19 protein-coding genes are annotated in these 17,148 nt (G+C 66.6%); 8 read left to right on the plus strand and 11 right to left on the minus strand.

What is annotated here, in order from left to right:
- Positions 1–10: 10 nt before the first annotated feature.
- Positions 11–280 carry a hypothetical protein gene (locus ACWD3H_RS21205; protein ID WP_451956179.1) on the plus strand — a complete coding sequence of 90 codons (270 nt, stop codon included), beginning with the start codon at positions 11–13 and terminating at the stop codon, positions 278–280.
- A gap of 26 nt (positions 281–306) precedes the next feature.
- Here ACWD3H_RS21205 and ACWD3H_RS21210 read toward each other — a convergent pair whose 3' ends face one another.
- Positions 307–768 carry a DinB family protein gene (locus tag ACWD3H_RS21210; protein WP_451956180.1) on the minus strand — a complete coding sequence of 154 codons (462 nt, stop codon included), beginning with the start codon at positions 766–768 and terminating at the stop codon, positions 307–309.
- Between the two features lie 647 nt (positions 769–1,415).
- Between ACWD3H_RS21210 and ACWD3H_RS21215 the strand changes: the two genes are divergently transcribed.
- On the plus strand, positions 1,416–2,156 hold the full coding sequence (locus ACWD3H_RS21215) for an NPP1 family protein (protein WP_355564292.1): 741 nt from the start codon (positions 1,416–1,418) through the stop codon (positions 2,154–2,156).
- A gap of 380 nt (positions 2,157–2,536) precedes the next feature.
- On the opposite strand, the gene ACWD3H_RS21220 is transcribed toward ACWD3H_RS21215, so the two are convergent.
- Positions 2,537–3,511 carry a quinone oxidoreductase family protein gene (locus tag ACWD3H_RS21220; protein WP_451956181.1) on the minus strand — a complete coding sequence of 325 codons (975 nt, stop codon included), beginning with the start codon at positions 3,509–3,511 and terminating at the stop codon, positions 2,537–2,539.
- A 97-nt stretch (positions 3,512–3,608) separates the two neighbouring features.
- Here ACWD3H_RS21220 and ACWD3H_RS21225 point away from each other — a divergent pair, with 97 nt between their 5' ends.
- The 3 genes from ACWD3H_RS21225 (at position 3,609) to ACWD3H_RS21235 (ending at position 6,002) form a co-directional block, all read left to right on the plus strand.
- Positions 3,609–4,235, plus strand: a complete 627-nt coding sequence (locus ACWD3H_RS21225) for a TetR/AcrR family transcriptional regulator (RefSeq protein ID WP_355614127.1) — start codon at positions 3,609–3,611, stop codon at positions 4,233–4,235.
- 771 nt (positions 4,236–5,006) lie between these two features.
- Positions 5,007–5,612 (plus strand): hypothetical protein, encoded by a 606-nt coding sequence (locus ACWD3H_RS21230; protein ID WP_451956182.1) that lies wholly within the window; start codon positions 5,007–5,009, stop codon positions 5,610–5,612.
- 198 nt (positions 5,613–5,810) lie between these two features.
- Positions 5,811–6,002, plus strand: a complete 192-nt coding sequence (locus ACWD3H_RS21235; RefSeq protein ID WP_451956183.1) for a hypothetical protein — start codon at positions 5,811–5,813, stop codon at positions 6,000–6,002.
- Positions 6,003–6,044: 42 nt separating this feature from the next.
- Here ACWD3H_RS21235 and ACWD3H_RS21240 read toward each other — a convergent pair whose 3' ends face one another.
- The 5 genes from ACWD3H_RS21240 to ACWD3H_RS21260 form a co-directional block, all read right to left on the minus strand.
- Positions 6,045–6,221, minus strand: coding sequence for a hypothetical protein (locus tag ACWD3H_RS21240; protein ID WP_451956184.1), 177 nt, complete (start codon positions 6,219–6,221; stop codon positions 6,045–6,047).
- Between the two features lie 154 nt (positions 6,222–6,375).
- Complete coding sequence (locus ACWD3H_RS21245; RefSeq protein WP_451956185.1) at positions 6,376–7,137, minus strand: pyridoxal-phosphate dependent enzyme; 762 nt, start codon at positions 7,135–7,137, stop codon at positions 6,376–6,378.
- A complete protein-coding gene (locus ACWD3H_RS21250) occupies positions 7,134–7,934 on the minus strand; it encodes a ThiF family adenylyltransferase (protein WP_451956186.1) in 801 nt (266 codons plus the stop codon). The genes ACWD3H_RS21245 and ACWD3H_RS21250 overlap by 4 nt, the downstream gene beginning before the upstream one ends.
- Before the next feature lie 13 nt (positions 7,935–7,947).
- Entirely contained in the window at positions 7,948–8,646 is a 699-nt protein-coding gene (locus ACWD3H_RS21255) for a class I SAM-dependent methyltransferase (protein WP_355564313.1), read from the minus strand.
- Positions 8,647–8,743: 97 nt separating this feature from the next.
- Positions 8,744–9,508, minus strand: coding sequence for a hypothetical protein (locus ACWD3H_RS21260; protein WP_355564316.1), 765 nt, complete (start codon positions 9,506–9,508; stop codon positions 8,744–8,746).
- A gap of 775 nt (positions 9,509–10,283) precedes the next feature.
- On the opposite strand from ACWD3H_RS21260, the gene ACWD3H_RS21265 reads away from it, so the two are divergent.
- Complete coding sequence (locus ACWD3H_RS21265; RefSeq protein WP_451956281.1) at positions 10,284–10,820, plus strand: histidine phosphatase family protein; 537 nt, start codon at positions 10,284–10,286, stop codon at positions 10,818–10,820.
- 64 nt (positions 10,821–10,884) lie between these two features.
- On the opposite strand, the gene ACWD3H_RS21270 is transcribed toward ACWD3H_RS21265, so the two are convergent.
- Positions 10,885–11,376 (minus strand): MarR family winged helix-turn-helix transcriptional regulator, encoded by a 492-nt coding sequence (locus ACWD3H_RS21270; RefSeq protein ID WP_451956187.1) that lies wholly within the window; start codon positions 11,374–11,376, stop codon positions 10,885–10,887.
- Between the two features lie 614 nt (positions 11,377–11,990).
- Here ACWD3H_RS21270 and ACWD3H_RS21275 point away from each other — a divergent pair.
- Complete coding sequence (locus ACWD3H_RS21275; RefSeq protein WP_451956188.1) at positions 11,991–12,884, plus strand: slipin family protein; 894 nt, start codon at positions 11,991–11,993, stop codon at positions 12,882–12,884.
- Positions 12,885–12,960: 76 nt separating this feature from the next.
- Here the strand turns inward: ACWD3H_RS21275 and ACWD3H_RS21280 are convergent, their stop codons facing one another.
- From ACWD3H_RS21280 to ACWD3H_RS21290, 3 genes are all read right to left on the minus strand, one after another.
- Entirely contained in the window at positions 12,961–13,311 is a 351-nt protein-coding gene (locus ACWD3H_RS21280; protein WP_355564325.1) for a DUF1801 domain-containing protein, read from the minus strand.
- 14 nt (positions 13,312–13,325) lie between these two features.
- Positions 13,326–13,463: a hypothetical protein gene (locus tag ACWD3H_RS21285; protein ID WP_451956189.1), complete on the minus strand. Its 138-nt coding sequence runs from the start codon at positions 13,461–13,463 to the stop codon at positions 13,326–13,328.
- Between the two features lie 122 nt (positions 13,464–13,585).
- Positions 13,586–14,530: an RNA ligase family protein gene (locus ACWD3H_RS21290; protein WP_451956190.1), complete on the minus strand. Its 945-nt coding sequence runs from the start codon at positions 14,528–14,530 to the stop codon at positions 13,586–13,588.
- 415 nt (positions 14,531–14,945) lie between these two features.
- Here ACWD3H_RS21290 and fusA point away from each other — a divergent pair, with 415 nt between their 5' ends.
- Positions 14,946–17,030, plus strand: a complete 2,085-nt coding sequence (fusA, locus tag ACWD3H_RS21295; protein ID WP_451956191.1) for an elongation factor G — start codon at positions 14,946–14,948, stop codon at positions 17,028–17,030.
- Positions 17,031–17,148 lie beyond the last annotated feature (118 nt).

A 17,148-nucleotide genomic window follows, 5' to 3' on the forward strand; every position in this document is an offset into this window, starting at 1 on the left:
TGATGTGTTGATGGGACGAGTGCCACCGCTGATGGCGGTCATCCCCGCCGGGTTCGTCTCGATCATCGTCACCGTGGCCGGGATCACCTACATCAGGTCGACGATCGCCGGCCGGTTTTCCTGGGCCGACTGGGGAGCCTGGCTGCCGGAATGCTTCTGGCCGGTCTGGGGCGCCGCCCTGGCCATCGCCACCGTCTGCTACTACGAGCGCCGCAAGTCGGACGAGCAGCAGGCGGGGGCCGCCCACGCGGTCCTGGCCGGCGACAGCGCCGGGCGCTGAACCTCACGCGAGCGGTACGGGGCCTCTCACAGCCCCGCCGCTCCGTCGATGCGCTCGCGGAGCAGGTCAGCGTGGCCGTTGTGCCGGGCGTACTCCTCGATCATGTGAATGAGCACCCAGCGCAGCGACACCGTTCCGCGCCAAGCGTCCTCCCCGGTGAGGTCGAGGTCGGCCGTGGCGGCGACGTAGCTGTCGGCGAAAGCCACCTCCTCCCGCCACGCCTGCCAGGCGGCGGCGACGGAGGCGGGGTCGGCGACGGCGACGTCGAAGTCGCCGTCGGGGTTCTGGGGAGAGGAGAAGCGGGCAGGCGCGTCATGCCCGGCCATCACCCGCCGGAACCAGCGGCGCTCCACGTCGGCCAGGTGACGGATCAGGCCGAGCAGCGAGAGCGTGGAGGGCTCCACCGACCGCCAGGCCAGTTCGGCCTCCAGGCCCGCGCACTTCAGCTCCAGCGTCGCGCGGTGCGAGTCGAGAATGTTGAGGAGCATGCTCCGCTCGTCTTGCGCGCACCCACCGCGCGGGGATCACATGCTTGTCGGCGAACGTCGTGTACATCTTCACCGTGGTCGCCGAGCGCCCGGCCAGGCCGTGCTGCAGCCAGTACTTCACAGCGTCGACCACTGTGTAGTGGGCCGGGGCGATGGCCAGGCCGTCGTGGTAGTCGCGGTGATCTCTTTGAGCTTGTCCTTGGCTTTGGTCGAGGATCGCCCCCAGCGCCCCGCGCACCATGTGGACGTCCTCTGTCAGGAGGACCTTCAGGCTGCGATCGCCCTCCCCCCGGACCCCGGCGACCCTGCTCCTCCGGGAGGCGATTCGTGAGCCTTCGCTTGTGGTTCACCTTTCGACCGTCGCCGATACATGTTGGCGTCATTTGATCTAAGGACCTTGATCAAGCATCGGTTCCGTGGTGCCGTGAAAGTGCGAGGCGTGCTCACATCGGCGCGGAGAACGCCGCCGACGCCCCACCACGCCGACGCGCCGTCAGGTCATGGAGCCAGTCCTTCGAGAAAGCGGAAGAATGCGAAAGCTGTCGTCATTCACGTCCACCGCGAGGGCATCGAAGTCAGCGACCGTGTCAGAGAGGAGCACATCCTCCCCTACGTTCTTCACACGCAAGCGTTCCCGGCTCGGGATCGTGCTCAGCGCCACCGCTCTGGGGGTCGTGATCCCCGCGTCGGCGGCCTATGCCGCTCCGCCGCACAACCTGCCTCAGTCGGCCGGAGGGTACGAGGCTTCGTTCTCGCCGGCCTACGACTACGACGGCGACGGCTGCTACGCCACCCCCGCCATCGGGCCGGACGGGACCCTCGCTTCGGGGCTGAACCCGACCGGCGCGGTCAACGGCAACTGCCGTGACCAGTCGGACCTGGACAACTCGCAGACCTACGCCCGTTCCAAGTGCAACAGCGGCTGGTGCGCCGTCGTGTACGCCAGCTACTTCGAGAAGGACCAGGCTCTGCCCGGCATCAGCCTCGGCGGCCACCGTCACGACTGGGAGCACGTCATCTCCTGGGTCAACCAGGCGTCCAACCAGGTGGAGTACCTTTCGACCACGCAACACAGCAGCGTCGTGACCTATACGCGCTCGCAGGTGCGCTTCGACGGGTCGCACCCCAAGGTCGTCTATCACAAGGACGGGGCGTCTACGCACTTCTTCCGGCTCGCCAACGGCAATGACGAGCCGCCGGAGAACCACTACCACAACTGGCGCTATCCCCCGCTCGTGGACTGGAACGGCTGGCCCAGCACCTGGCTGCGCGACAGGCTGATGAACGCGGACTTCGGCGCCGCGACCATCAAGATCAATGACGGCAGGTTCGGGGACCTCCTCTCGCGCGCCAAGCCGAGTGGCATCCCCTTCGACCCCTGGGCCTGACGAGCCCGTCATCGCCCGCCGGCGGCCGGCCTCTCCTGTCGAGGCATCCGCGGCTCGGCTGCCTGATCGACCGACCCGGTGAACGCCACCGCCCGGCTGTGCCGGGCGGTGACCCGTCAGGTCGCCTGTGGCCGCTCGCGGGCTTTCGCGTTGCTGCCGCGCCGTCTGGCCGCGTTTCGTACCTGAGTGGCCAACTGGGTGACAACGACCACGGACGGGGCCGGACAACGGTGGCCGACCGTGGACCGTACGCCCAGGTCAGGGCTGGTGTCGGCACTGGTCATGCCCCTGCTCGGATCGCCTCACAGGCGAGATGTCACTGGGTCGAACCCAGTAGTGATGTGCCCCGACTCCACAGAACCGGGGGTACATCAGTGGAGTCAGGGTATGAGCAGGACGCGGCCGAGTTGGGAGCGGCTCTCCATGATCCGGTGCGCTTCGGCCGCCTCGTCGAGCGGCAGCCGGGCGTGCAGCGCGGCCCGCAGTCTGCCCTCAACCGCGTGCCGCGCGACCTGGTCCATGTCCTCGCGTGCCTGCTGCGGCGCGGCCGCGCGCCAGGCGAGCAGTGAGAACCCGGCCGCCGATCTCATCGCGAACAGGCTGGTCAGCGGGATGTCGGTGGCCTCGCCGCTGGCCGCTCCGTAGACGACGGCTCGGCCGAACGGCGTCAGAAGGTCGAGGCTGCGCAGCAGGATGCGGCCGCCGACGGAGTCCAGGACGACGTCGACTCCTCCTGGCGCGGCCTCGCGTACCCGTTCTGGCCAGTCCTCTGCGGAGTAGTCGACGGCCACGTCGGCGCCGAGGGTGCGGGTGAAGTCCAGCTTGGCGGGGGAGCCGGCCGTGGCGATCACGGTGCCGGCGCCAGCGATCTTGGCGAGTTGCACGGCCAGATGGCCGATGCCTCCCGCGGCGGCGTGGATGAGCACGGTCTCGCCGGGCGACAGCCGGGCGGCGCGCAAGGCGCCCAGCGCCACGGGGGCGCCCATCGGCAGCATGCTCGCGGTGGCGTCGTCGATTCCCTCCGGCACGGGCGCGAGCCACCCGGCGTCGGCGAGGACGTGGTCGGCGAAGGCGTCCTCGGCCAGCGTGGCGACCCGCCGGCCGGTGAGGGCGGCGTCGACGCCCGGCCCCACCGCGTCGACCGTGCCGACCACGTCGCCGGTGAGCACGGCGGGCAGTTCGCGCCGGTAGATTCCGCCGGTGTCCGGCCCCTGACGGAACTTCACGTCGACGAAGTTGGCGCCGATCGCCTCGGCGCGGATGCGCACCTGGCCGGGGCCCGGGCTGGGGACCTCCGTCTCCTCCATGGTGAGCACCTCGGGGCCGCCGTAGGCGTGGTAACGGATTCGGCGCATGTCGTCCTCCCGTATCGAGGGTAAAGTGGACTTGCGGTCAAGTTCGGTGCGAGCGTACTTGACCGGCGGTCCAGTTGTCCATGGGAAAGAGGAGCCGATGATCGAGGAGCGTCGCGAACGCGCTGACGCGGCACGCAACCGTCGCGCCATCCTGCGTGCCACCGAGGACCTTCTCGCCCGGCACCGGCCCGAGCAGATCTCCATGGAACAGGTCGCCGCCGCGGCCGGGGTCGGTAAGGGCACGGTGTTCCACCGTTTCGGCAGCCGGATGGGGCTGATGGTCGCGCTGATGCAGGAGCGGGCGTACGCCCTGGAGGAGGCCGTGGCGAGCGGACCTCCGCCACTGGGGCCCGGCGTCCCACCCGAGGAGCGGCTGATGGCCTTTCTGGACGCGATCGTCGACGTCGTCGGCCGCAACAAAGGGCTCCTCGCGGCGCTCGGCCACGCCGCTACGGCGGCGCCCAGGCCGGAGTGGAAGGAGCACGGCGAGCACCGGGACGAAGACGGCGACCACCCCGTCTACCGGTTCTGGCACGGTCACACCAGTGCGCTGATCGCCGCGCGGCGCCCCGACCTGGACGGAGAGTTGCTGGCTCACATCCTGCTGGGCAGCCTCCAGAGCGAGCCGGTTCTGCGGCTGCTGGAGCGCGGAGAGACGATGCGGCTGGCCGCGTCGCTGCGCGTCATGGCCTCTGGGATGCTCGCGGCCCCCGCCCTCGCCTGAGGCCGAACCGGTCGAGAAGCCGGGTGCTCACCGGCGTCGGCCAGTGGGTCGCCTACGGTCTTGTCATCGCAGGCCGGGTGCGAGTCACCATCATCGCCACCGGTGTCACTCGCGCTCCGTCTCGCCGGTGGCTGCGAAGCGACCCACTTGGTACAAGGACGACGGACCAGTTCGGCTACCAGGCCTTCGGATTGCGGAGCAATGGACGGGACGTCTGCGGGAAGGCCCGGGAGGGTATGCGGAGAGCGCGAGTTCTGGGTGACCATCTGGGTGACAACGACCACGGACGGGACCGGCCACCGGTGGCCGGTCCCGTCCGTGGTCGGGACTCCGTCCGGATCGCCTCGCAGGCGAGATGTCACCGGTTCGAACCCCGTAGTGCCCACCAGCCGGCACGCCCCGTTTCTGATCTTCGGAATGGGGCGTGAGTGACCGAGGGTGCCTAGCAGAATGATCTCTGTTGTACTTTGATCTTTCGCCGTGGCGATGGCGAGATGAGCAACGGGTGGCGCGGCTGAAGCCGTGGGAGGTCAGTGACGAGCCGCGGGCTGTCGTCGAACAGCTGCTACCGAAGAGGCGGCGCCGGACCCGCTGGCCGGGCCGTAAACGGCTGGGTGACCGCCTCGCGTTGCAGGGGCATCTGTTCGTGCTGCGCACCGATCATCCGGCGGCGGCTCAACCGCCGGCGAGGACTCGTTCCAGGTCTTGTTCAAGGACGGTGTCCAGCGGGATCCAAGCCTGCGACAAGTGATGATCGGTAACTTGCCCGGAATGAGAAAGCGATCTTCCGCCCTCGCCGTGTTGGCCACGGCCGCCCTGCTCGCTGCTCCCACCGCCGCCCTGGCCGCGGCGAACTCGCCGGCGGCGGCTCCGGCGGCCGCGTCGGCTTCCGGGACCAAGACCCTCTCCTTCCGGGGGATGAACCTGAAGATTCCCGCCACCTGGAAGGTGTACGACTACACGGACCGGGTCCTGGTGGCGACCGGTAGCTGCAAGATTCCCGAGCCCTTCGCCCCGAACTGCCGGGGGTTCTGGCTGTACGGCCCGAAGGTGATCGCCTACGGCGCCGAGGGCCGCCGTTACACCGGCGAGAAGCCGTTCGTCCCGGCCAGTGGGGCGCCGGCGGGCTGCCCCTTCGAGTACGGAAGCATCCAGGTGATCGGCAAGGCCACCTCGACGGGGCTGCGCCAGGTCGGGCGCGGGCACAAGGCGAAGTACACCGCCTGGGCCGGCCGGTGCGTGAAGCAGAATAGCGGCCGGCAGACGGAGAGTTTCACCCAGCGTGAGTGGTTCCTGCCCGAGTCGAAGATCGTCGTAGTGGACGTATGGGGCGACCAGAAGCTGCCGGGCCTGCTGAAGAACGCCACTTGGAGCTGACCTGAGAACGGGAACGGGCCGGACCTCCTGCTCCCCGCCGGGCCCGCTCTCCCGCTCCCCGTTGAGGGCACGTTTCACCCAGTCCAGAGACCCGGTGCGGAGCGCCTCGTCCGCCAGGAGCTTGGCGAAGGCCGTGGTGAGCGTGGCCAGGGAGTCCTCGATCTGCGGCTGCACGTTCTGCTGATCCTGCTCGCGGTCTTGTCGGCGTCCCGCGCGCAGATCGCCTCCAGGCCGGCCTCCTCCTCGTACTCGGCGACCGCACCGCTGATCAGCGGAGAGGCGATGATCAAGGGGATAATCGTGGTCATCGCCCTACTCGTCCTCGCGCTGGGCATGGTGGTCATCTGGAAGAAGATCGGAAAAGACGACACCCGCGGCCATGACCGGTGAGGCGGTATGACCAGGTGCGAACACCCCGTGGCTCAAGGTCGTTCAGGCTGCTCTTGTTGAGGTGACCCCTTCGGGGCGTTCGACGAGCTTGCCGTTGACGAACGTCGCTCCGGCGCGGACCAGGGCGACGAGGCGGGGGCGTTTACCGCGCGCCGGCGGGCCTGGGCTGACTCGATCAGTGGCGATGCCGATAGTGATGGCGAGGAGAAATCGGCGCATGGTTCTCCTGGGGGCGAGGACGGGGGCCCACAGGGGGGTTGACCGCCGCCTCCAGGTCGACCACTCAGGCTAGATCAGCCCCTGTGGGTGCGCGACAGGATGAGAAGGCTCACGGAACGGAACGACTCGCTGCAGGGCCCGTCACGCGACCCTCCTACTCCCGAGGGCGGCCGTCGTGGGAAATCACCAGCACCTGCTCCGGATTGGCATAGGTGTTCGCGTACCTCAAGAGTGAATCCAGAGCACCCGCACCGGAGTTTTCGGTTTCGGATGGGATGGGAAGCGGGATTTCCTCCTGGTAACGATGGAAAAGATCCTGGTCACCCAGATTCTGGAGGGCATAGTTCCTCCAGCCGGGAACGGGATCGTCTGCCCTGGCTTGCAATCCCATGACTGAATACCCCAGTGGAGCAAAGACGCGGTGCAATCCCGCGACAGTGGCGCCGGTACCGAATCCGCACACCAAATAGCGAATTTCTGGCCAATTCATACGGACTTCCCGCAAAAGCTGCGATCCCCATAGCTCCACGCACCTCACCAAAGCCGCGTTGGTGAACTGCCTCGGCCAGAACCAGCCCTCCTGCTCGCGCTGAAGGCAAAGCTCGTGAGCCTCCTTGAGGCTCACGATCGTCTGCGCCTCGCCACGGAATCCGCGCCTCATGAGATGATCGTGACCGGAGGCATCCGTGATGGCGACGGTCGGCAGTCCTCTTTTTCTCCCGAGCAGATCCAGGGCAAGCGCGGTTGACGAACCGGAGATCTCAACGAATCCTCGGACATCTTTCGGAACCTCTTCAAGGAAGAGCTCGTACGTCAGGTATTTGAGGCTTCCCGATTCGCACATGCCACCCCAGAGCACGGCCGGACCGTTCTCGTCAGGTCGGGTGAGGGCGAAAGGTGCATTCATGGCGTTCATGCGGGGACGACCGAGCCTCGGACATAATGGTGGTCAAAGAAATCCACGTACAGGTACTCGGGGTAGGACACCATCTGATCCCGCCCCAGGAGGATGGCACGCATGATCTCGCTCACCATCATCCCGGCTGCGGTGGTGGCTCCGATCACACACGTGGGAGCGTGACCGCGCCCGGCGAAGCAGGCATCCCAATGCTTCTGTACGACATAGCCGCCGAGCCTGGGGATAATCTTGGGTAAATCGATGCGCCCATCCGGAAGCATGTAGAGATCCTGGTAAAGAGGTGCTTCGGGCTGGAAAACATGCAAAGCGGCCCCGAAGCCCAGCATCAAGCCGGTCATGATGACGACCCGCTGCTCCCTGCATGCTTGATGCAGCCATTCTTTCGCCCTGAGGCCGGCGATGTCGATGACTTCCACGACGTAATCCACCGGTTTTCCGTCGAACCCCGAAAGCAAGGAGTCGATATTGCTTTCCGTCACGCCCTCCGCCGCTTTGCGGATTCGCAGCTCCGGGTTGATGTCCTGGCACATTCTCCCGACGACCTCGATCTTTGGCTGACCGACGGTGCTGTCAAAGCTGCCGACCTGGCGATTGGAATTGTGCACCTCGTAAACGTCGAAATCTGCGAGTGTCATCCAACCGAAGCCGAGGCGGGCCAGATCCACCGCGCATTGCCCACCGGCACCGCCCACTCCGGCCACGAGAACATGGGTGTCCGTGACCCTCCTCATCGATTCTTCGTCCAGAATACCCAGGTTACGCTGAAACCTGGGATTGACCTCGGAGCCTTCCACTGGAAACCTCATTTCATTTCTGCATGCAAACGTAATAATTCTCGCCGAAATAGTCGTCGCCATCCGCGACCAGGGGGCGTGAGAAACCCAGGCGTCGCAGGGTGTCCACCAGCTCGTCCACCTCGAAGAATGTCACCATCTCATTGGGGTCGGTGGTCAGTTTCTGAGCGCAGGTCGAATGATGGGCCAGCGCGGCCTGGAGATCCTCGGTGAAACGCCCTTCCGCCTGCCACTCCGCGATGGAGTGTCGAAGCACCTTCTGTAGGTCGGGCCGGCGTTTCGGACCGGTGGCGATCATCACGCCCCCCGGCTTCAAGTGGGAGAAAACCTCGTGCAGCGCCGATTCGACGTCTTGGACGTAGAAAAGGACGTTGTTGAGCAGGACCGCGTCCGCGTCAGAGACAACCCGGGTGGGAAAGCGCTCCACGCTTCCCTCCATGACCGTCCATCGGTCGCGAGCCTCGCCCGACGCGGCCGCCTTCTTGTCATGAGCCCGTTGAAGCATGGCAGAGTTGTTGTCGAAGCCGATGACCCGGTGACCGCGGTCAATCAGTGCCTGGCTGACCAGGCCGGTTCCACACCCGGCGTCGGTCACGATCCGACGGCCCTCCGTGTCGCGAAGGATCTTGCTGAGCATCCGCTGATAGCAGTTCAGCTCGGGAATCATTTGGTCATAACTCTTGGCGAACTCGGTCCAGATGTTCTCGTTCATACCGCTTTCAATTCCCTCGAATATTTGTTCATGGGCAACGGAGAGGATTCCACCCGCGACGAAACAAAACAGTTAACGCGGAGATCGGAGCCAACGCTTAAGTGATTTCGGCATACCGGCCGGCAGGAGGATCGTCTGCGGGCATGCGGGGGCGTAGCTTCATGATCGCGTGCGGCATCAGGGACAGGGTCTGCGCCCGGCTGCTGTAGGTCAGAAAAAGGGTGTCGTCACGGTGGGCGGGGGGAAACGAGCCGGAATAGCAGAGCACCGTGTTCGCGAAACCATAGGCGTCCACGAGACTTTGCCTGACCGCGTTCTTCGAGAACACGATTCCCGTGTCCCAGTCGCTTCTGAACAGGTCCAAGGTGAGTATCTTCGCCAGCGGAAGCAGGAGGCCGGGGATTTCCCTTCCCCGCCAGCTCGGATGCACCCAGTGTCCGCCATAGTGCGCCACCCTGCCGGATATGATGGGTGTCTCCGCCGGCAGAACGAGGTCCAGCGACTGTTCCATCCCGGGGGGTGGCGGATCGAACCACAGCCGCATGGAGCTTATGTGACGGCTGAAGTCCGCCGTGTATATCATTCGCACGGCGATGCACGCGACCGTCGATCCGCCGCGGTCCCTGATATCCAACCAGTAGCTGTTCTGGGCGGAGACGGGACTGTGCGCCGGGTCAAAAGTCGGGTTGATGCCGTCGGCGTGAACCGCGGTCCGCATGTGGCGGACCCAACTTGAAATATCCGTATGGTATTCCAGAGTCAGGCCCCGTCGATTCAGCCAGCCTTCGGACTCGTTCAGGAACTCGTTCAATGTGGCGGCGACGGCAGCCGAACTGCGACCTATCTCAAGAACCTGACCCACCAAGATTCCAACCTCCGACCGGGGTATGGCCCGACGGACTGCTTTCGCTGGGCAGGTCAACGTTCCATGTGCTCCCGCCGGGCTTCGTGACCTGGCGGGGACGGTGAGGTTTCCTTGCCGGGGTCACGTACCACGGCAGGAGCGTCATGAACTCCCTGCGGGCTTCGGCCTGCTCCATGGCCGAAGCCCGCGGTGCGCATGTCATCGAATGTCGGGAGACATTGTGAAGGCGCCTGTCCGGCACCGCATGCTCTTCCGTCATGGAGCTCGCTGAAACACATTCTTGTCCACGCGACGGATCCTGGATTCCCCCTGATTCGCTTGGTGGTGATCGTTTCCAGGGCCTGTCTGGTTCTTCGTGCAGGAAAGCCGTCATCGTTCTCTTTCTTGCAATAGTTGATTTACCTGCCGGGGTAGCCTGATCTGCATTGGAATTTCGATCGGCTTTGCCGTGGCGTGAAACCGGTCACTTCGCGGCAAAATTATCCAGCCCTGGTTGAGAAATACTTGGAGCCTTCTTGGAGAGCTCTGTATGCCCTGGTCATAGGGGGACAGGCGAGGCGGAGCCACGGGACGGGGTGGGGGTTGTTAGACGTGGCTCCCCCTCATACCGTGGAGATCTGATGGTTTATCCGTACCGGTCGATCTGGCGAAATCCGATCACCTCGGTCCGCACCGCGATCGTGTTCGCCGGATACACCGACTACGTACCGGGACTGCGTTCTCTCTGTTCAACGGCCTGTTCGTGAGAGGTTTGGAGCTGGGTGTGGCAACGATGATCGTGTACGAGACGCACTCGATCACGACCGACAACGAGGCCGGAATCGCGACCGGCTGGTTACCGGGAGAGCTGTCGTCGCGAGGCCGTGAGCTGGCTCGGGAGCTTGGTGAACGCCGCCGCCATGATGGCCTGGCCGCGGTGTTCACCTCTGATCTTCGTCGTGCCGTGCAGACCGCGGAGCTCGCTTTCGCGGGCATCGACATTCCGATCTATCAGGATGAACGGCTGCGCGAATGCAACTACGGCGAGTGGAACGGAATGCCCGTGGCGCGGCTGGCCGTCGAAAGATCCCGGCATATCGACGTGCCGTGGCCGGGCGGGCAGAGCTACCGGCAGGTCGTCGAGCACACCCGTGATTTCCTGACGGATCTTGCCGGGCTATGGGACGGCAGGAGGGTGCTGGTGATCGCACACTCGGCCAACCGGTGGGCGCTGGACCAGCTGCTCGGCGGGCGGGCACTGGAGGATCTGGTGGACGAGGAGTTCGCCTGGCGGGAGGGCTGGGTCTACGAGTTGCCCGAGAGATGGTGAGGCGAAGCCACTTCGATGATCTTTCGCGTGTTGCTCGGCACCCTCCGGAGACACGCCGAGGGGGTCACTGGTGCCCCTCCTTCGGGGTGTCATCCCAGGCCGGGATGTTGAGTATCGCGTCCATGCGCCGTAACTCGTCGCGGTGCAGCGCGCTCAGGCGGGTCAGGACCTGTTCTCCCTCCGGTGTCAGCGACACCCGCACCGCCCTGCCGTCACTCGGGTGCGCGCTCCGCTCCACGAGTCCCTGTGTCTGTGCCCGATTGACCAGTTCGACCACGCTGTGGTGGCGTAGCTGGAGAGAGTCGGCGAGCTCTCGCACGGTCGCCCACCCGCGGCCGGGAAACCCCTTCAGCGCCAGCATCAGCTGGTACTGCTGCGGGGTGAGGCCGTTCCTCCGTGCTGTCTCCTCGCTGAAACGTAGATAGCGGCGGATCTCAAAACGGAACCGAGCCAACACCTCGAAATCCCGCTTCGTCAGGGGTTCGAGTCCCGCCCCGTCGTCCTCGGCCGCCGCCGCGTCATGACGCGGCGGCTTCTCGGTCTCACGGTCCGCCATGTCACAAATATATCGTGATACGACATGTTTGTGTCGCGGCCGTACGTCCGGGTCGCCCTCCTGGAACGTACCTCGTGGCGATCGTCGGCCTGTCGCGGGCAAGTCGCCGAGTTCCGTGTGCGGGCGCGGTGATGCAGGTGATGCAGGCGTGATCCCGGTGAGAGGAAGGCTGGATCTGCTCGGCGAAAAGGTGCATATCGGACACTTTGTATCGCGCTACGATAGAAAGGTCCGAACAGGGAGGTAGTGAGGCCGCGCCTGACGGACAGGCACCTCTGGGAGGTGTGTCGTGCCCAGTGATCGTGAACGCGAGGCGGCCCACGAGATCCAGCGCCGGTTACCGGTCGAGGACCCGGGCTTCGGGGGGCCCTTTGCCGCCGACGCACGGCACCCGCACCGCGCGCCGTCCGGCCTGATCCGGGGGAGTCGCCCGATATCGCCGGTACTCGGGGTGACGCTCCAGATGATCCCGCCCGGTGATGAGATCGCCGATCGGCGCGGCACCGGGTGCGGCGGCGAGTGTCACCGTCCGCCGCGAGCGGGACCCGCGAATCGGTCATCGATCCAAGAGGTCTTTGGAACGGCGGGACCCAGGGGAGACGTAGGAGGATGAAATGATCACTACCGTCATCTATGTGCTGATCGCGATCATGGTGCTGGGTGCGATATGGCTGAAGGCCGGTGTGCGGATCGTCAAACAGTTCGAGCGGGGCGTCGTCTTCCGGTTCGGACAGGTCCGCCCCGAGCTCCGCGCTCCCGGACTCGCCCTGATAATGCCGGTCGCCGACCGTCTGCAGAAGGTCAACATGCAGGTCATCACCATGCCGGTGCCCGCCCAGGACGCCATCACCCGGGACAACGTGACGGTTCACGTGGACGCCGTCATCTACTTCCGGGTCGTCGACCCGGTGCGCGTGGTGGTCGGTGTCCAGGACTACGAATCGGCCATTCGCCAGGTCGCGCTGGCCTCGCTGCGGTCGATCATCGGCAAGAGCGAGCTGGACGACCTGCTGTCCAATCGGGAGCGGCTCAACCAGGGCCTGGAGCTGATGATCGACAGCCCGGCTGTGGGCTGGGGCGTGCACATCGACCGCGTCGAGATCAAGGACGTGGTGCTCCCCGAGTCGATGAAGCGGTCCATGTCGCGGCAGGCCGAAGCGGAACGTGAGCGGCGCTCCCGCATCATCACCGCCGAGGGCGAGCTGCAGGCCTCGAAGAAGCTGGCCCAAGCCGCCGAGACGATGGCCCTGCACCCCGCCGCACTGCAGCTACGCCTACTCCAGACCGTCGTCGAAGTCGCCGCCGAGAAGAACTCCACCCTGGTGTTGCCCTTCCCGGTCGAACTGCTTCGCTTCCTGGAACGGGCAACACCTCCCGAGTCCGGCCAGGCCGCCGCGCACTCCAGCCCGGCGCTGTCCGGGGGCTTGTCGGCGCCGGTCGACCAGCACCTTCCAGGCACCCGCATCCCCAACCAGGTCGCCCCCAACGCCGCGGAAACCGGCCGGTAGGCCGTACCCGACTTCGCCACCGGGCGCCGCCACCGAAGCGCCGGTCATCGAGGGGTAGATGGAGGGCTCGCGGTCGTCAGTTCCGGTCGAGGTGGACGGCTTGGGCGATGTAGTCGCGCAGGGCCGTTTCGTTCATCCCGTCCAGCGTCTTGATCTTGACGTGCCGGGTCTTCTTGCCGACTCCCTCCAGCAGCCCGTGGGCGTCCTCGAACTCCGCGCCCCGCTCGAAGGCGAAGGTGAGGTGGGTCTTGCTCTGGCTGATGACCGCGAGGTTCCTCGTCGCGCGCCAGGCGGGGGAGCCGTGGGTGAGGCACTCGACGGCGTCCGGGGCGCAGTCGGCCATCAGCTTCCGCAGGGCCGCGACGATCTCCTGATACTTCGGCTGAAGTTTGGTCTCGACGTAGGCGTCGACCTCGGTGCTGCTCATGATCTGCGTCTCCCTTACTGCGCGGTCGAGAAGTTCATGTGGGCGGCCTCCCGGAGGTGGCCGGCGAACCGGTCGTTGAAGGCGAACCCGGGCTCGGTGAAGAAGCGCCGGGAGATGGCCAGGTCTTTCACGGGGAGGTCGATGAACGGCATCGAAGTCCCCGTTCTCGATTTCGGTACTGGACCGTACAGTACTGATAGGAGACTGGACTGTCCAGTACTAATCCGGATGCATGGAAGGCCGCCTCCACCGGGAGCGCGGCGACGATCCGTGCTCACGCCTGATGGTGATCACTGATCGCGACCCCGCGGATGGATGCCTGCAGTTCGGCCTCCTCCTCGTCGCCGAGCGCCGCCATGGCCGAGGGAAAGGTCGCCGACAGATCCACCATGATGTCGAGGACCACCTCATCCAGGAGCTCGTCGAGGGCCGACGGTCCCACCTTGGATCGCGCGCCGGCCAGTCGCGGCCCGTTGACCATGGCCCGGGCGACCTGGCCTAGTTCCTCGGGAGTAAGGATCACCTGCGGGTCCCAGGGGCGGCTCTGGTCGAAACGTTGCTCGTCGAACTCCTCGATCTTCAGCTTGACGGTCGGCCTGTGGTCGGGAGGCAGGGGGGCATCGGGTCGCAGCACGATCCCCTCGGCCAGGTTGTCCGGCACGCTGGGCAGGCCGAGTGCCTGCGGCACCCGGCTGGGGAACCGGACCGGCAGAGCATCGAGCTCCGACCGGGTCCCTCTGCCGAGAATCGGCACAACGTCGAGCTCGGCGTCGGCGGCGATCGAGGCGACGTCCGCGTACGGCAGGAAGACGCCGGGATCTCCGGGATCCCGGTGGCGCAGCACGTCGAAAAGGGCAAAGCGGATTTCCGGGCTGTACCAGACCCCCGTTTGAACCGGAGTGATGCCCGGCATCGGCGAGACGTCGGGGTGGGGGTAGTGGCCTCCGTACAGCTCGCCGTAGACGCGTACGGCCGCGCCGCCCCGAGCCAGGGCGGCCTTCGCGGCCTTTTCGAGGTGACCGCGCAGAAGTTGCCAGCCGAAGAACGGCTCGTCGTCGCGCAGCCATGCCTTGCGCTTGCCCACGAGCGTGTTCCAGCCGTCGTGGGCGATCACCATTTGAGCTCCGTGCACCTTCTCGGTCGCCACCCAGGGGCCGCCGGCAACCGCTCCGCCGGACCGCTCGGTCGTAGGGATCTTGGGGTAGGCCAGGTGTCGCATTGGAGCAGTATGACCAGGACGAGCTCAGCGGGCACGCCGATATACCGGGGATCGCGGCCGACCTCTGAGGGTGTCTGGAAGGCCCGGCCTGGGAGAAAACTGATTTCCCGCCCGTGCCGATTTCAGTATGCTCGCCACGAATCACACGCTGCCGCGACATCGCGGTGTGTGCCTTGACGAGTGAGGGGAGCCGGCCGTGCGTCACAGCACCGCTGTCGTCATTCCCCGGTCACGGTATGAGGTGATCCTGGTGTCTTCGTTGGTGCCCGGTGCCGGCCGCGCGGCCGGCATCGGACGTCCGTGACGAACGCCTGACCCCTGTCTGTCCGACGCCGATGCGGTCACGCCGCATCGGGGGTCTTTTCGTCCGGAAAGCGCGCTGTCCTCTGTGGAGCGTCCCGAAGGGCCATAGGCCGTGCGTACCAACCTGAACCATCACCTCACCGACCAGCTGACCGGCGTCCGTAATCTGGGCATCCTCGCCCATGTCGATGCGGGCAAGACCACCATCACCGAACGGATCCTGTACATCACCGGCGCCACCTACAAGCGTGGCGAGGTACACGACGGGACGACCGTCACCGACTTCGACTCCCAGGAACGCGATCGCGGGATCACCATCTTCGCCGCGGCGGTGAGCTGCGCCTGGGACGGCCACCGGATCAATCTGATCGACACACCGGGTCACGTCGACTTCTCCGACGAGGTGGAGCGCTCGCTGCGGGTGCTCGACGGCGCGATCGCGGTGTTCGACGGTGTCGCCGGAGTCGAACCGCAGAGCGAGTCGGTGTGGCGGCAGGCCGACCGGTACGGAGTGCCGCGGATCGCCTTCGTCAACAAGCTGGATCGCGCCGGTGCCGACCTCGACACGGCGGCCGAGTCGATCCGCGAGCGGTTGCGAGTGGTCCCGCTGGTGGTCCAGCTGCCGATCGGACGCGAGGACGGGTTCACCGGAGTGGTGGATCTGCTGCGCATGCGATCGCTGGTCTGGACCGGCGATCGCGACAGGCCCAAGGAGGGCACGGTGCCGGACACCCTGCAGGAGGAGGCGTACCGCCGCCGCCGGCTGCTGGAGGAGGCGGTGGCCGAACTGCACCCGATCGCGCTGGAGGAGTTCTGCGCGGAGTCGGCGATCTCCGCGCAGACCCTCGCCGTCGCGCTGCGCGACCTGACCCGTGCGGGTGAGGGCGTGCCGGTGCTGTGCGGATCGGCCTACCGCAACCGCGGGATCGAACCGCTGCTGGACGCCGTCACGGCCTACCTGCCCTCGCCGACGAACGTGCCGGCGGTACGCGGCACCTGGGACGGCGCGGTGCGGGAGCGGGCCGCCGACCCGGCGGCGCCGTTCGCCGCGCTGGCTTTCAAGGTGAGTTCGACCGCCACCGGGCGGCTGACCTACCTGCGGGTGTACTCGGGGGCGATCAGAAGGGGAGACGCGGTGCTGGACGCCGGCGCGCGGCGCACCGAGCGGGTCGGCCGCATCCTGCGGGTACAGGCCGACCGGCACACGGAGGTGGACCTGGCGGTGGCCGGGGACATCGTCGCGGTGGTCGGGTTGAAGGCGGTCCGCACCGGTGCCACCCTGTGCGCCCCCGCGGAGCCGTTGCTCTTCGAACCACCGAGTGTGGCCGATCCGGTGGTCTCCATGGCGGTCGAGGCCCGGAGGAGCACCGATACCGACCGCTTCGCGTCGGCGCTGGCCCGGCTGGCCGAGGAGGATCCCTCGCTGGTGGTCAGGACCGACCCCGAGACCGGCCAGACGGTGCTGTCGGGGATGGGGGAACTGCATCTGGAGGTCGCGGTGGAGAAGATCCGCCGTACCCACGGGCTCGATGTCAGCGCCGGCCGGCCACAGGTGGCCTACCGGGAGACGGTCGTCCGCGGGGTGTCCGGGCTGCTGTACCGGCACGTCAAGCAGGAGGGAGGCGCCGGTCAGTTCGCCCACGTCGTCCTTGACGTGGAGCCGCTGGACGCCACCGGCGGCGCGGTGGACTTCGTGTTCCACTCGACCGTCGTCGGTGGACGGGTACCGCGGGAGTACGTCCGGGCGGTGGAGGCCGGTTGCCGGGATGCCCTGGTCGAGGGGCCACTCGGCGGGCATCCGGTGACCGGCCTGCGGGTCACGCTGACCGACGGAGCCACCCATGCCAAGGACTCCTCGGAGATGGCGTTCCGGACGGCAGGCCGGCTCGCGCTGCGGGAGGCGCTGCGGACCGGCGTGATGGTGTTGCTGGAACCGCTGGCCGAGGTCACGGTCACCGTGCCGGACGACGCCATCGGCGGGGTGCTGGGCGATCTGTCGGCACGGCGCGGCCGGGTCTCCGGCTCGACCGCGCGGGCAGGCACAGTGGTGATCACCGCGACCGTGCCGCTGGCCGAGCTGTTCGGCTACGCGACCCGGCTGCGCAGCCGCACCCAGGGCAGGGGAACCTTCACCACCCGGCCCAGTGGGTACGCCCCGCTGCCGAGCACGGTGCCATACGGGACGCCGTCCCGGTAGAGCCCGGGGGTGGCCCCGCCCGCACACGGGCGGGGCCATGCCGATTCATGCCGATTCATGCCGATCTCGGCACCACCGACTCGCTGCGCGGGCACTGTCGGCGCCGGGTGAACGGTGA

The sequence above is a fragment of the Streptosporangium sp. NPDC002607 genome, assembly GCF_053592655.1.

What these genes read in the sequence shown, in the direction of transcription:
- ACWD3H_RS21230 (WP_451956182.1), top strand. Translation starts at nt 5,007, where the DNA reads ATGAGAAAGCGATCTTCCGCCCTCGCCGTGTTGGCCACGGCCGCCCTG.
- ACWD3H_RS21220 (WP_451956181.1), bottom strand. Translation starts at nt 3,511, where the DNA reads ATGCGCCGAATCCGTTACCACGCCTACGGCGGCCCCGAGGTGCTCACC.
- ACWD3H_RS21285 (WP_451956189.1), bottom strand. Translation starts at nt 13,463, where the DNA reads ATGCCGTTCATCGACCTCCCCGTGAAAGACCTGGCCATCTCCCGGCGC.
- ACWD3H_RS21275 (WP_451956188.1), top strand. Translation starts at nt 11,991, where the DNA reads ATGATCACTACCGTCATCTATGTGCTGATCGCGATCATGGTGCTGGGT.
- ACWD3H_RS21210 (WP_451956180.1), bottom strand. Translation starts at nt 768, where the DNA reads ATGCTCCTCAACATTCTCGACTCGCACCGCGCGACGCTGGAGCTGAAG.
- ACWD3H_RS21280 (WP_355564325.1), bottom strand. Translation starts at nt 13,311, where the DNA reads ATGAGCAGCACCGAGGTCGACGCCTACGTCGAGACCAAACTTCAGCCG.
- ACWD3H_RS21290 (WP_451956190.1), bottom strand. Translation starts at nt 14,530, where the DNA reads ATGCGACACCTGGCCTACCCCAAGATCCCTACGACCGAGCGGTCCGGC.
- ACWD3H_RS21240 (WP_451956184.1), bottom strand. Translation starts at nt 6,221, where the DNA reads ATGCGCCGATTTCTCCTCGCCATCACTATCGGCATCGCCACTGATCGA.
- ACWD3H_RS21265 (WP_451956281.1), top strand. Translation starts at nt 10,284, where the DNA reads ATGATCGTGTACGAGACGCACTCGATCACGACCGACAACGAGGCCGGA.
- ACWD3H_RS21245 (WP_451956185.1), bottom strand. Translation starts at nt 7,137, where the DNA reads ATGAACGCCATGAATGCACCTTTCGCCCTCACCCGACCTGACGAGAAC.
- ACWD3H_RS21255 (WP_355564313.1), bottom strand. Translation starts at nt 8,646, where the DNA reads ATGAACGAGAACATCTGGACCGAGTTCGCCAAGAGTTATGACCAAATG.
- ACWD3H_RS21270 (WP_451956187.1), bottom strand. Translation starts at nt 11,376, where the DNA reads ATGGCGGACCGTGAGACCGAGAAGCCGCCGCGTCATGACGCGGCGGCG.
- ACWD3H_RS21225 (WP_355614127.1), top strand. Translation starts at nt 3,609, where the DNA reads ATGATCGAGGAGCGTCGCGAACGCGCTGACGCGGCACGCAACCGTCGC.
- ACWD3H_RS21205 (WP_451956179.1), top strand. Translation starts at nt 11, where the DNA reads ATGGGACGAGTGCCACCGCTGATGGCGGTCATCCCCGCCGGGTTCGTC.